A 13,807-nucleotide genomic window follows, 5' to 3' on the forward strand; every position below is an offset into this window, starting at 1 on the left:
TTCTTATAATAATTCATAAAAAAAGGAGAGGCTTTTAAGCCTCTCCTTTTTTTATGAATTAATAATTTTTTTCTGATGATTAATACTTTCCTGGTGAATTGCTTTAAATATTCTAAGCACAAACTCTTCACTTAAATTATTTTCTTCTCCTTCTAGAATCATTTTGCCTAGAATTTCGTTCCAACGTTTTGTTTGAAGAATTGCAACGTTCTTGTCTTTCTTTAAAGAACCAATTTGGTCAGAAATTTTCATACGTTTTCCTAACATTTCAATTAATTGATGATCTACTACATCAATTTGAGTTCTTAGTGTATTTAAAGCATTGCTATAATCTGCCTCTGTATCCGTTTCTTTTCTGATTTTTAAATCCACCATCATCTGGATTAATGTTTCAGGAGTAATTTGTTGTTTCGCATCACTCCAAGCATTATCAGGATCGTAGTGAGTTTCTACCATTAAACCGTCAAAGTTTAAGTCTAAAGCAGTCTGACAAATATCGAAAATAATATCTCTACGTCCAGCGATATGAGAAGGATCACAGATTAATGGTAAGTCTGGGAAACGATTCTGCAATTCAATAGGAATTTGCCAGTTTGGGTTATTTCTATATCTTGTTTTTTCATACGTTGAAAACCCTCTGTGAATAACACCTAACTTTTTGATGTTTGCTGAGTATAAACGCTCAATAGCACCTAACCATAAAGCTAAATCTGGATTTACAGGGTTTTTAACTAAAACAATCTTATCAGTTCCTTCTAAAGCATCTGCAATTTCTTGAACAATAAATGGACTTACCGTTGTTCTTGCTCCAATCCATAAAATATCAATGTCGTGCTCTAAAGCTAACTTCACATGATCTTTATTGGCAACTTCTGTAGAAGTTAACATTCCAGTTTCTTTCTTGGCTCTTTGTAACCATTTTAATCCAAGTGCACCAACACCTTCAAAATTTCCAGGTCTTGTTCTTGGTTTCCAAATTCCCGCTCTTAATACTGTTGCATCAGTATCTTTCAATTCATGAGCAATTTTTAATACTTGCTCTTCTGTTTCTGCACTACAAGGTCCTGCAATTACTAATGGATGACTTAGTTTGAAATCATCTAACCACGTTCTTAATTTTTTGGTATTTTCCATTTTTTGTCTTTTTAAGGAAGCTTTACTTCTTGAATTCCGTTTAAAATTTGTTTAATATGATTGGTGTTTTCCATTTCAGAGTAGATCTCTGAAAAATTATCTTGTTCTAATAGTGTTTTAAAGTTTTGTAAATTTTGAATGTATTCATCTAGGGTTTCGATAACATTATTTTTATTCTGTTCAAATATTGGTGTCCACATGGCTGGTGAACTTTTTGCTAAACGCACAGTAGAAGCAAATCCACTACCTGCCATATCGAAAATATCACGTTCGTTTTTCTCTTTTTCAATAACCGTTTTACCTAACATGAAAGAGCTGATGTGCGATAAATGTGATACGTAAGCAATATGTTTATCATGAGATTTAGGATCCATGTATCGTATACGCATTCCTAATTTTGAGAAAATTTCTAAAGCTTTTTCTTGTAGTTTGAAAGCAGTTTTTTCCACTTCGCATATGATATTGGTTTTTCCTCGGTATAAATCTGTTAACGCTGCTTGCGGACCTGAAAATTCTGTTCCTGCAATAGGATGTGTTGCTAAGAAATTTCTTCTTTTTGGATGGTCAGCTATAGAATCACAAACTAATTCTTTTGTTGAACCAACATCTAAAACTAGACAGTTGTCTGGAATGTGATTTAATACCTCAGGGATAACATGTAATGAAACATCTACAGGAATTGATACAATTACGATATCAGCTATTGCTAAATCTTCATTTGTAGCTTTTTTGTCAATGATCTCTAAAGACAAAGCTTCTGCTAAATGATCTTCATTTCTGTCTATTCCATAAATGATAGCATTGTCAAATTCTTTTCGAATATCTAGCGCTAAACTTCCGCCAATTAAACCTACACCAACTATAAATACATTCATACTACACTAAATTATCGATCCTTTGAATTGCTGTTTTTATATCTTCTTCTTTTACGCATAAAGAAAAACGTATATATCCTTCACCTTGACTTCCGAAAATACTTCCAGGTGCAACAAATAAATTGTACTTGTGAAGCAGGTTGTCAATAAAATCTTCTGATTTTTGGTTAGACGGAATTTTTGTCCAAACAAACATTCCAGCACCATCTTTTTTACAAGTAAGGCCTAATTTTTCTACAAGTTCATGAATTAGTGCTCTTCTGGTCTCGTAAATTGAGTTAATGCTTCTAAACCATTCTTTAGAAAGTTGTAAAGCGGCAATAGCTCCTTTTTGAATTCCGTAAAACATTCCAGAATCCATCTGAGTTTTTACTTTTAAGATTTCATTTAAGAACTCCTGTTTTCCAGATAACATTCCAACTCTCCAACCTGCCATGTTGAAAGATTTACTCAGAGAGTTTAATTCTAAGGCTATCTCTTTAGCTCCTTCAACTTGCAAAATACTCGTAGGTTTGTCAGTTAATATAAAACTATACGGATTGTCGTTTACAACAACAATGTTATGCTTTTTAGTAAACTCAATAATATTTTTGAACGTATTTTCAGAAGCATTTGTTCCTGTTGGCATATGTGGGTAATTAATCCACATTAGTTTTACTTTACTTAAATCTTCTCGCTCTAAAGCTTCAAAATTTGGTTGGTAGTTGTGCTCTTCTACTAAATCATAATATATTGGATTTGCACCTACAAGTTTCGTAACTGAACTGTATGTTGGGTAACCCGGATTAGGAATTAGAACACTGTCGCCTTCATTTAAAATGGCTAATGAAATATGCATAATTCCTTCCTTACTACCCATTAAAGGAAGTATTTCGGTATTAGCATCAAGAGAAATATTGTAGTTCGATTTGTAAAAAGAACTCACAGCTGCTCTAAACTCAGGAATTCCTTGGTAACTTTGGTATTTATGAGCTCCAGCTTCAGTCATACATTCAGTAATTGCTGTAATTACTTCAGTTGGTGGAGCTAAATCTGGACTGCCAATTCCCATATTTATGATTGGTTTTCCCTCAGCAACTAATCCTCTAACTTCTCTTAACTTTTTTGAGAAGTAGTATTCTTCAACGGTTTGTAAACGGTTTGCAAATTCTATCATGATCTTCCGTTTTTGTATTCTCCTAATATTTTAAAATCTGTAGCCATAATTTCTATAATAGCTTTAGCCTTTTTGTAATCTTCATATGCATCAAAAGTTACGTCTACGAAAAAGGCATATTTCCAAGGTGTTTCGATTTTTGGTAACGACTGAATTTTGGTAAGATTCAATTTGCAATCGCTCATTACATTTAAAATAGTAGCTAAACTTCCTCTTTTGTGATCTAATTCAAATTTTAATGATGCCTTATTTATCGAATCTATTCCGTTTTCTGGTTGAGAAGTTTGAAGTATAACAAAGCGAGTAGCATTATTTTTTATCGTTTGAATTTCATCTTCTAACACTTCAAGCTCGAAAATATCAGCAGCGATTTTAGGTGCAATTGCAGCAACGCCTGATAATTTTTTCTCAGAAATTCGTTTTGCAATCTCTGCTGTATCAACATCCTCTACCAATTTTATGTGTTTATGTTGCTTGAAGAATTCTTTACACTGTAATAATGCCATTGGGTGCGAACAAACTTCTTTTATCTCAGAGATGTCCTGATTTGGCAAAGCCATTAAATGATGATGAATTGGTAGGTAATATTCTCCAGAAATGTGAAGGTTATTCTTGTCAATTAAAGCGTAATTCGGAATAATAGAACCTGCAATTGTGTTTTCAATGGCCATTATTGCCTGGTCTGATTCATTATTAACAAGACTATCAACAAGCACATCAAACGACAAACATTCTTTTAATGAAATGTTGTTATCGAAAAATTGAGTTGCAACAATATGGTGGTTGCTTCCTTCTATTCCTTGAATGGCTATTTTCTTCATTTTAGATCAAAAAAAAAGCCTCGATATAATCGAGACTTTATATTTATATTGTTAATTAGCTACCTAAACACATAACACAAAGTCTCTCCTCTTACTGTAAAAGTAAAAGTAAAAATAGAAACCTTGCCATACGTTTTGTAGCATAACTTATTCGTTGTTATTTTGTTGGTAACAAATCTTGAAAATTAATTTCAGTTAACCAAATTTTTTTTTCGATTTTTTTACGGTATCGATTTCGTGAGCCATTTATTTAACAAATGTGTTGGTCTTGTTAATTATAAAACAAAGAAAAGCTTCCAAGTTAATGGAAGCTTTTTTTCATTGTCAAAAAGAATTTTTTTGACGGATATAATTGGGGGAACTATGATACATGTTTTTGTAAATCATCTAAACGTTTGATGTTTAAAGCATCTTTTAGGATTTCATCTCTTTGATTTTTTAAAATCCTATCGGTACTCTGTGGAAGTTCGATTTGTGATGTTATCACCTCATTGTATTCATCAATTGTTGCTTGTTCTCCTCGTAGTGCTTCTTCTAGCATTGCCTCATCATTCTCTGGAGTCAAAAAGGCTTTGATATTCATCCATGTTCTATGTGCGGTACCTTTCATACTACCTTCTTCATTTGGAACTTCTCCAAACGACTTAATTTCATTTCTTAGTACCTGTCCAAAACGCTCACGTTCATTAGATTTTCTTTCGAAAAAACTTGTTAACGTATGACTTTTTGAATTTTTGGCTGCTGTTTTATATCCTTTTTCAGCATCATAATTTTTTTCTAATAAACTATTTAATTTGTTCGCTACTTGCGTTGTGTAAGTTTGCATATCTTATTCATTTTTAAATTATTCGATACTATTTCATTTTGAGATGCGCATCGATTAACATCTATGAAAGAACGTATTAGAATTGATATCTAATACCTAATGCGATATCTAAGTCTAGATCATCGCTAAACTCATCATTAAAACCGAGTTCTGGTCTTATATCTAAGGAGATTAATAAAGGTATTTTTAAATTATACCCAATACCTAAGTTTCCTGCTACTAAAGCAAAAGCTCCGCTATTTACAGGTGTTTCATAAGAACCTATACCAGCACCTGCGCCTACATACCAATGAAAACGATTTTCTAAATCAAAGACCCATTGGTACAATCCAACTAATTTAAAAGCATTTACATTATTAGCGTTTCTAAAACCTAAATCGAATTCTAGACGATTATTGTTTTTTAAGAAACGCTGGTAAGAAATTTCACCTCCAAATCCATCATTATCACCAACTCTAACACCAAGAGCATTTTTAGATATACTTTGACTATATAGAAGAGATGATAGTAGAAAAATTGTACTGGTAAGAACTATCCTTAAATATTTCATGATTTGTTTGTTTTTATGTTCAATTCAAAATTACATAGGAAATACAGTCTTAATTAATTCATTTAATAGAGATGTTTGCTCATATCGAATAATCATAATTTGAAGTAGAATATTTTCTTAAGAGAAACTGTTTAAGAACTAAATTGTTGTTAAATTTGAGTAGAACTTAATATTAATTTTTGCTATAATGATTACCAAAGAAGCTTTTACATGTTCAATACATAAGTTGGATAAACTAGATAATAATGTACCTGTAAATTTGGTTTTAAGTGGAGGAGGTATGAAAGGTGTTGCACATATCGCTTTAATTGAAGCATTAGAAAAAAGAAACATTAAAATTAATGCAATTTCTGCATGTAGTGCGGGTTCATTGGTTGGTGCTATGTATGCTTCAGGAGCTTCTGTAAAAGAGATGCTCGAATTTTTCAAAATCACTGACATATTTCAGTATTCATGGATAACTTTTGCAAAAGCGGGGATTTTTAATTCGGAAAATTATGCTAAGCTTCTAGATGGTAGAATTAAGGATACTTTTGAAGAACTTTTATTTCCTTTATATATTTCAACAACAAATTTAAATAAGGGCGTTACAAATTATTTTAGTGAAGGAGATTTAAAAAAACCGGTATTAGCTTCGTGTGCTATTCCTGGTTTATTTAATCCAATAAAAATTAATCGTGAATTATATTCTGATGGCGGCGTATTAGATAATTTTCCTTTAACACCTTTTAAAGAATCAGAATATCCTGTAGTTGGAAGTTATGTTGTGTATCCGTCTTCTAAAAAAAATAAAGAATTAAATTCTACATTACGAGTTTTAGAACACTCTTTTAAACTTTTGTCTTTAGCGTCGGAAGAGTATAAGTTTTTCGATACTTTTGCTACGGTTTGTTTTCCTTTGGAAGAGTTTAGTGGTTTCGATAAGAAACAGGTTTCTCAGATTTACATTAAATCGAAAGAGTATTTAAAAGAAAGATTACAATAATGGGCTTAAAATTTTTGCACAACCTTCTAACAGTTTTTGAAGTGTAGATCGATTTTTAAAGGTTTCATGTTTAAGTATCTTACATTTAACTTTTTTTTCGTTAAAACTACCTGCCAATTCTTTTGCTAATTTGTTATCAAAAATCAAAGTATTGATTTCATAGTTGTGTTCAAAGCTTCTGTAATCGAAATTTCCAGAACCAACTGAAGCAATTTCTTCATCAATCACAATAAGTTTACTATGGGAGAATTGATTTTTTAAAATTCTAATTTGAATTCCAACCCCTAGTAAAGATTCAAAATTACTATACATACTATATTTAGCAATCTTACTATCGTTATTTTCAGGAACCATTATTGAAATACTAACACCTCTTAAGGCCGCAATTTTTAGTGCTTCCAAAAGAGTTTGATTTGGAATAAAATAAGGGTTTTCAATTAAAATACTTTTTTCGGCACTGAGAATCATTGCGGTGTATTGATGTAAAATCGAATGATAATTTAGGTCAGGTCCACCAACAATAACTTGTGCTTTAGTAGTGCCTTTTTCTTCTTGTATAGGTAGATATTTGTCATCTAATAATTGCTTTCCGCTTGCGAAATAATAATCCTTGGTAAAAACTCTATGAATATGATCTACTAAAGGTCCTTCAATTTTTAAATGCGTATCATCCCACTTTCCTAATTCCGATTTAGATTCGATATACTTGTCTGAAATATTTACACCACCAGTAAATGCTATAGTTCCATCGATAACAGCTATTTTACGATGATTCCTGTAGTTTAAGGTAGATAATATCGTGTTTAGTTTTAAAGGTAAGATGGGAAATACTTTTGCGCCTAAATTGATTAATTTTCTGGTAGATTTATTTTTCCATTTATAACTGCCCAAGGCATCATATAGAATTCTAATTTCAACACCTGATTTAATTTTTTCTGTGAATAAGTTTAAAAGTTTATCAAGTAATTCACCATTTTCTATGATATAATATTGAATATGAATAAATTTTTCTGCTTTTGAGAAAGCATCAAATAATTTGTCAAATGTAACTTCTCCATTATGTAACAGCTCAATTCTATTGCTTCTTACGGTTGGAAACCCTGAGCTTTTTCTTAAAAGCTGAGATATTTCATCGTGTTTTTTAGAATTGAAATTATGAGTAAAACTCTCAATTTCTTGACTCTTGTGGTTTAAATCGTATAATCTTCTTTTAGCATTGAAATTGAGGTTGTAAAATTTATACTCTTTTCGGTTGATTCCGAAAACTATAAAAAGGAAGATTCCAATAAAAGGAAAACCAATGATAACTAATAGCCATCCTATAGATCGAGAGGGTCTCGATCCGTATAGCAAAACGTTATAGATACCCCATAATGCGCTTAAAACATATAAAAGAATTACTATCATCATTATTTTGAAGCTATTTTGTTAACAGCTAATTTAAACGAATAAGGTTTAGATAAAATTTGTTTTATATCTTCAAGAGTACTCTCTTTACTTAACCAATGATTTTTCAAAAGTTTAGGAAGTACTAAAGGCATGTATTCATACAAATTATTTTTGGATGCTAACTTTTTATTTGCTTTAGTGTTAATCACTGAACAGGTAATAAAACCATCTGCCAAAACATTATAAATACCTGCTAGATAAAAAGGTTTGATTGGTTTTTTCTCTACTAAAAAGTTTTTAACCTTTGAATCATTTAAATAATGCATGTAAAATCCGGTAACAATAATCAAGCATCTACGATGAATTAACGCTTGTTGATATAATGCATTTGTGAATAACTCTTCTGTAGATACATGAAGTGTTGTTTTTAGCTTTTGAAAATTTTTCCAACTTCCGGAATAATTGTGTGGTAAAATCCCCCAGATTCCAGGAATAATTACGTTGGGGTTATCTATGGTAACAATTGATAAAGTTTGTTCTTTGTTGCCATCAATTTTTAATCTTGGCTTGTATAAAGCTGGGTATTTCAAACTAAGTCGTAATTCTTGAGTTATTGTTGTTTTACTCGCTATGTTTGATAATTTATATTTCACAATTTTAAGATATTGTAAATGCAACAATCATTGAAACTCCAAGAAACAAACAAGTTAGGACTATGTAAAAACCTAAACGTGTTATCTTGTTATTTTGAAATATGTAATTTTTGTTTTTCTTCTTTAAGTCATGTTTAATAAACTTAAAATTTTCATGTTCTTTCCTCATTGTATTCTGTTTTAAAAGTTCATAACAAAATTAAGAATACAGTTTTCTTGAGTTTAGTTCATTTCGTAGATTCCTTTGCTCATTTCCTTAAAACTATATGTTCAATGATACATTGAAATAAACTGCTTTAACATGGGTGCTGTTAATCCTTCTTTTAATAAGTTGAATGATTTTTTTATTGAGAAAAACGGTTTTTAATAAAGATATTTCATTAAAAACCGCTTTAAACTAGAGTAAATTATGAAATGAGCAAAGGAATCTACGAAATGAACCAAGATCTACTGTAATGTGATGGTACTTTTGTATCGAACCCAAAAATCAAATATTATGTTAAGAATATTAGTTAAAGAAGATGAAAATATAGATAGGGCTATAAAAAGATATAGAAGAAAATTTAGCAAAACTCAGATATTAAAGCAAGTCCGAGAACGAAAAGAATATAAAAAACCTTCAGTAGAAAGAAGGGAACAGTTACAAAAAGCGCAATATCGAGAAGAATATTTAAGAAAAGAAAACAGTTAATCGCTAAACGTATAAAAGACTAAAGATGTTATAGAGTAAGCATCTTCTTAAAAAATTTACTTGTAATTTAAATTTAGAGTAATGAAAAAAATAATTTTAACCACCTTTTTAATAAGTATAATTAGTTTTACCCATGCACAAAAATCAGATGTTGTAGAAACAACTGAAATAGCGGAAAACCCTGAGGTTAACGAAGACGGGGAGCTTTATAGTACAAAAGTAAAAGTAATCACAAGAAAAGTTCAAAAAAACAAGTTTGATCCAAAGCAGAAGCATCAATTAAACCAAGATAGGATTGCATCACCAATATCGGTGGAGAAAGTAATTATGATTGATAATGATATGGATCCGTTTTATGACAAAACAACACGTATGAAATACTACAAGTTGAAAGGAAAAAAGTATAGTTTTCAAGTAGATAAAAACAACTTATTGATTTCATATAAAACAAATAATAGCAACTATAATTCCGCTAAAGCGTATAAATCAAGAAATAATAGATTTTATATTGTTTCAGGTAAGGATTTTAACGGTGTAGGATATTTTAATAGCAAGAATGATTTTGTATTAGAATATTATGATAAAGCTAAAGGAGATACGGAATATGCTATTTTCGAAAGTTTTAAAATGTAATTTTCGAAAAGATTAATTACCCAAAAGACAGTTTTTAACTGTCTTTTTTTTGCTCATTTTTAAATTGAAATAATTAAACATTTAGTCGCAATAAAACATGGATTTTGAACCAACATTAGAAAAAATAAAAAAATCATTTACCGAAAATTGGAATCACTTTATAGATCAAGTACCACAGATCATTTTAGGAATTGTAATCATTGCAGCTGGGCTTATGCTAACCAGAGTAATTACTAATTTCTTTAAAAGAACTATTTCAAACAAAACAGAAGATCCATTAATGGTTAACTTTTTAAGCAGAACGATAAAGTTAGGTTTGTTAATAATGGTAATTATGTTTGCTATGAAAGTAGTAGGGTTAGGAGGTGTTGCTACAGGACTGTTAACAGCTCTTGGAGCATCAACAGTAATTATCGGTTTTGCTTTTAAAGATATTGGAGAGAATTTTATTTCAGGAGTTATTTTATCATTTAAACGCCCTTTTGGAATTAATGACACGGTAAAAATCGATACTATTTTTGGTAAAGTAAAGGCTTTAGAGTTTAGATATACCAAATTAAAAACGTTTGATGGAAGAGATGTTTATATACCTAACAGTGATATTATAAAAAAAGCAGTTTATAATTACACAGAAGATGGTTTTTATAGAAATGATTTTTTGGTAGGTATCGATTATGATGATGATATTGATATCGCAAAGAATGTTATTCTAGAAGCAGTAATTAAAACAATGGGAGTAATTAATACAGAAGAACATCAAAGTTTTGTTACGGTAGATGAATTAGGAGTTAGTACTGTAAATCTAAAAGTGATTTTTTGGACTAAAACTAAAGAATATAAACGAGGCGCTTTAGAAACAAAAAGTGAAGTGATTAAGAATGTGAAAAACGTAATAATTAAAAATGGATTTAATATGCCGGCGGATATTAAGGAAATTAAGCTTTATGGTTCTCAGGAAAGCCTTCCAATAACAATTACCAATAATGAAAAGTAAAGGATGTAATACGTCGGAAAAACAATATTTAGACAATAAAAAAAGCTCTCAAAATTTTTGAGAGCTTTTCGCGGTCTGGACGGGACTCGAACCCGCGACCCCATGCGTGACAGGCATGTATTCTAACCAGCTGAACTACCAGACCGTTGCGTTATTGCGGGTGCAAATATAACACCCTTTTTTAATTCTGCAAACTTTTTTAGAAAAAAAATTAAAAATTATTTCTACTCACCAAATATGTACTAAGTATTTTATTGTAGTTCTCTCTTATATCTACTGGGACATAGTTGATTTTATACTGCAAACATTTATTTTTTAAATTATCAAAGAAGTTGCCAACAGCTTTAGAATATGATTCTTTAATTGTGTCAGCGTATAAGTTTATTTCTTGTCCAGATTCGACATCCACGAATTTTTTCGGTGTATTTTCAAAGTCAAAATTATATTCTAATTCTTTATCGAACGTATGAAATAAAATAACTTCGTGTTTATTATACTTTAGATGCCTTAGTGCGTCAAATAATTCCTCATTATCTTTTGATGGCTGAAACATATCAGTAAATAAAAATATCATCGACCTCCTATGAATTTTTTGAGCTATTTCATGTAAAAATTGATAAGTGTCTGTAGATTTGGATTCTTTAGGTTTGTTTAAAAGAGTTTCTAATTGATGAGTTAACATTTTTCTATGACGGTCACTTCCTTTTTCAGGAGCATAATATTCGTAAGAATCAGAGTAGATACTTAAACCAACAGCATCACGTTGTTTTTTTAATAATTCCATCAAACTGGCTGCAGCAACTACTGAAAAACCAATTTTGTTTAATTCGGTCAACTTTTGCACTTTTTTAATAGGGTAGTGCATAGATGAAGAGTTATCGATTATGATATGGCATCTAAGATTAGTTTCCTCTTCATATTTCTTGGTGTATAATTTTTCTGTTTTAGCAAACAGCTTCCAATCGATATGTTTTGTGTCTTCACCTTTGTTGTACAGTTTGTGCTCAGAAAATTCAACTGAAAATCCGTGGTATGGACTTTTATGCATACCTGTAATAAACCCTTCAACAACTTGCTTTGCTAAAAGGTCTAAGTTTTTAATTTCAGATGATTGTAATTCAGAAAGATTAATAGCCATTTACCGAAAATAAAAAAGGTTTGACATTTGTCAAACCTTTTTTATAAAAATAATTTTTTCTAATTATAATGCAGCGTCAATTTTGTCAGTGTACGCTTTCTTAGGAGCAGCTCCAACTTGTTTCGCAACAACCTCTCCGTTTTTGAAAACTAAAACAGTAGGAATGTTTCTTACTCCATATTTAGCAGCAAATTCTTGATTCGCGTCTACATCTACTTTACCAACTACTGCTTTACCTTCGTATTCTTTACTGATTTCGTCAATGATTGGCCCAACCATTCTACAAGGTCCACACCAAGTTGCCCAAAAATCTACTAATACAGGCTTATCAGACTTCAATACTGTCTCTTCGAATGTTGTATCTGTAATTTCTAATGCCATTCTTTTGTCTTTAAACGTTAATGCTCACAAATGTACTAATTTATTTTTCTATTCTCAATCTTAAAAACATTGGTTTTTCTTATCTGCAAATCAATTTTATAAATATGTTTGGCTAGTTATTTTTATAGTTCGATAATAATAGTAAATTTGCTGGCAACTTAAGAGGAAAGATTTGGTTATGATTGCAACCTCGTAAAAAAATGCTAAAGCAGAAATGTTTGGCTTCTTTTGCGACCAACTTTCCACTTACTAAATTTAATATACAATAAGAATATGTCATACTTTTTTACATCAGAGAGTGTATCTGAAGGACATCCAGATAAAGTAGCAGATCAAATTAGTGACGCTTTAATAGATAATTTTTTAGCTTTTGATCCTAATTCAAAAGTAGCATGTGAAACTTTAGTTACTACTGGTCAAGTAGTTTTAGCTGGTGAGGTAAAGTCTAATATTTATTTAGACGTTCAAAAAATCGCAAGAAACGTAATTAACAAAATCGGATATACAAAAAGTGAATATATGTTCGATGGAAATTCTTGTGGAGTTTTTTCAGCAATTCACGAACAATCTGATGATATCAATAGAGGAGTAGATAGAGCCAAGAAAGAAGAACAGGGAGCAGGAGATCAGGGAATGATGTTTGGTTATGCAACCAATGAAACTGAAAACTTTATGCCTTTAGCTTTAGATTTGTCTCATCTAATTTTAAAGGAATTAGCCGACTTAAGAAGAGAAGGTAAAGAAATAAATTATTTACGTCCAGATGCAAAAAGTCAGGTTACGATCGAGTATTCTGATGATAATGTGCCACAAAGAGTAGAGGCAATTGTTGTTTCAACTCAGCACGACGATTTTGCTGGAGATGATGAAATGTTAGCTAAAATTAGAAAGGATATTAAAGAGATTTTAATGCCTCGTGTTATCGCTAAGTTACCAGCTCAAATCCAGGCGTTATTTAATGATGATATCAAATATCATATCAATCCAACTGGAAAATTCGTAATTGGAGGACCTCACGGAGATACAGGATTAACTGGTCGTAAGATTATTGTTGATACTTACGGAGGTAAAGGAGCACACGGTGGTGGAGCATTCTCAGGAAAAGATCCAAGTAAAGTAGACAGAAGTGCAGCTTACGCTACGCGTCATATTGCTAAAAATTTAGTTGCAGCAGGAGTAGCAGATGAGGTTTTAGTTCAGGTGTCGTATGCTATTGGAGTTGTAGAGCCAATGGGTATTTTTGTAGATACTTATGGAACTGCAAAAGTTGATATGACTGATGGAGAGATAGCTGCTAAAGTTTCTGAAATTTTCGATATGAGACCTCACGCAATTGAAGAGAGATTAAAATTAAGAACTCCAATGTATAGTGAAACAGCTGCTTATGGTCATATGGGAAGAAAGAATGAAGTGATTTCTAAAACTTTTGAACAGCCTAATGGAGAGTCTAAGCAAGTTGAGGTTGAGTTGTTTACGTGGGAGAAATTAGATTATGTAGATAATGTTAAAAAATCTTTTGGATTATAAAAAACTCCAAATTTATAACATAAATAAGAAGACGCTCTAAAAATATTTAGAGCG

Annotated in this window: 15 protein-coding genes and 1 tRNA gene; 5 read left to right on the forward strand and 11 right to left on the reverse strand. The window is 31.0% G+C overall.

Going from position 1 to position 13,807, the window contains the following annotated elements:
* Positions 1 to 51 precede the first annotated feature (51 nt).
* The 6 genes from ACOSP6_RS09430 to ACOSP6_RS09455 form a co-directional block, all read right to left on the reverse strand.
* Entirely contained in the window at positions 52 to 1,134 is a 1,083-nt protein-coding gene (locus ACOSP6_RS09430) for a chorismate mutase (RefSeq protein WP_422095266.1), read from the reverse strand.
* A gap of 11 nt (positions 1,135 to 1,145) precedes the next feature.
* Positions 1,146 to 2,009 carry a prephenate dehydrogenase gene (locus ACOSP6_RS09435; RefSeq protein ID WP_422095267.1) on the reverse strand — a complete coding sequence of 288 codons (864 nt, stop codon included), beginning with the start codon at positions 2,007 to 2,009 and terminating at the stop codon, positions 1,146 to 1,148.
* A gap of 1 nt (position 2,010) precedes the next feature.
* Entirely contained in the window at positions 2,011 to 3,165 is a 1,155-nt protein-coding gene (locus ACOSP6_RS09440; protein ID WP_422095268.1) for a pyridoxal phosphate-dependent aminotransferase, read from the reverse strand.
* Positions 3,162 to 3,986: a prephenate dehydratase gene (locus tag ACOSP6_RS09445; protein WP_422095269.1), complete on the reverse strand. Its 825-nt coding sequence runs from the start codon at positions 3,984 to 3,986 to the stop codon at positions 3,162 to 3,164. The genes ACOSP6_RS09440 and ACOSP6_RS09445 overlap by 4 nt, the downstream gene beginning before the upstream one ends.
* A 361-nt stretch (positions 3,987 to 4,347) precedes the next feature.
* Entirely contained in the window at positions 4,348 to 4,812 is a 465-nt protein-coding gene (locus tag ACOSP6_RS09450; RefSeq protein ID WP_422095270.1) for a ferritin-like domain-containing protein, read from the reverse strand.
* Positions 4,813 to 4,888: 76 nt separating this feature from the next.
* Positions 4,889 to 5,362: a hypothetical protein gene (locus tag ACOSP6_RS09455; protein ID WP_422095271.1), complete on the reverse strand. Its 474-nt coding sequence runs from the start codon at positions 5,360 to 5,362 to the stop codon at positions 4,889 to 4,891.
* 187 nt (positions 5,363 to 5,549) lie between these two features.
* Between ACOSP6_RS09455 and ACOSP6_RS09460 the strand changes: the two genes are divergently transcribed.
* The gene (locus ACOSP6_RS09460; RefSeq protein WP_422095272.1) at positions 5,550 to 6,347 is read left to right on the forward strand and encodes a patatin-like phospholipase family protein; all 798 of its coding nucleotides are present in this window, start codon (positions 5,550 to 5,552) and stop codon (positions 6,345 to 6,347) included.
* Here the strand turns inward: ACOSP6_RS09460 and cls are convergent.
* Both cls and ACOSP6_RS09470 read right to left on the reverse strand, forming a co-directional pair.
* Complete coding sequence (cls, locus tag ACOSP6_RS09465; RefSeq protein ID WP_422095273.1) at positions 6,339 to 7,757, reverse strand: cardiolipin synthase; 1,419 nt, start codon at positions 7,755 to 7,757, stop codon at positions 6,339 to 6,341. The two genes, ACOSP6_RS09460 and cls, sit on opposite strands and share 9 nt — an antisense overlap.
* The gene (locus ACOSP6_RS09470) at positions 7,757 to 8,389 is read right to left on the reverse strand and encodes an SOS response-associated peptidase family protein (protein WP_422095274.1); all 633 of its coding nucleotides are present in this window, start codon (positions 8,387 to 8,389) and stop codon (positions 7,757 to 7,759) included. Before ACOSP6_RS09470 ends, cls begins: the two co-directional genes overlap by 1 nt.
* 496 nt (positions 8,390 to 8,885) lie before the next feature.
* On the opposite strand from ACOSP6_RS09470, the gene rpsU reads away from it, so the two are divergent.
* The 3 genes from rpsU to ACOSP6_RS09485 all read left to right on the forward strand — a co-directional run bounded on the left by rpsU (position 8,886) and on the right by ACOSP6_RS09485 (position 10,707).
* Positions 8,886 to 9,080 carry a 30S ribosomal protein S21 gene (gene rpsU / locus ACOSP6_RS09475; protein ID WP_422095275.1) on the forward strand — a complete coding sequence of 65 codons (195 nt, stop codon included), beginning with the start codon at positions 8,886 to 8,888 and terminating at the stop codon, positions 9,078 to 9,080.
* An 81-nt stretch (positions 9,081 to 9,161) separates the two neighbouring features.
* The gene (locus ACOSP6_RS09480) at positions 9,162 to 9,713 is read left to right on the forward strand and encodes a hypothetical protein (RefSeq protein WP_422095276.1); all 552 of its coding nucleotides are present in this window, start codon (positions 9,162 to 9,164) and stop codon (positions 9,711 to 9,713) included.
* A 97-nt stretch (positions 9,714 to 9,810) separates the two neighbouring features.
* Entirely contained in the window at positions 9,811 to 10,707 is an 897-nt protein-coding gene (locus ACOSP6_RS09485; RefSeq protein ID WP_422095277.1) for a mechanosensitive ion channel family protein, read from the forward strand.
* 71 nt (positions 10,708 to 10,778) lie between these two features.
* On the opposite strand, the gene ACOSP6_RS09490 is transcribed toward ACOSP6_RS09485, so the two are convergent.
* The 3 genes from ACOSP6_RS09490 to trxA all read right to left on the reverse strand — a co-directional run bounded on the left by ACOSP6_RS09490 (position 10,779) and on the right by trxA (position 12,226).
* Positions 10,779 to 10,852 (reverse strand) — tRNA-Asp (locus ACOSP6_RS09490).
* Between the two features lie 66 nt (positions 10,853 to 10,918).
* Entirely contained in the window at positions 10,919 to 11,845 is a 927-nt protein-coding gene (locus tag ACOSP6_RS09495; protein WP_422095278.1) for a DUF58 domain-containing protein, read from the reverse strand.
* 63 nt (positions 11,846 to 11,908) lie between these two features.
* Positions 11,909 to 12,226, reverse strand: a complete 318-nt coding sequence (gene trxA, locus ACOSP6_RS09500; protein WP_132792606.1) for a thioredoxin — start codon at positions 12,224 to 12,226, stop codon at positions 11,909 to 11,911.
* Positions 12,227 to 12,499: 273 nt separating this feature from the next.
* Here trxA and metK point away from each other — a divergent pair, with 273 nt between their 5' ends.
* A complete protein-coding gene (gene metK / locus ACOSP6_RS09505; RefSeq protein WP_422095279.1) occupies positions 12,500 to 13,753 on the forward strand; it encodes a methionine adenosyltransferase in 1,254 nt (417 codons plus the stop codon).
* The last annotated feature ends 54 nt before the right edge of the window (positions 13,754 to 13,807 follow it).

This window comes from Tenacibaculum sp. MEBiC06402 (genome assembly GCF_049239625.1).
Taxonomy (GTDB): Bacteria; Bacteroidota; Bacteroidia; order Flavobacteriales; family Flavobacteriaceae; genus Polaribacter.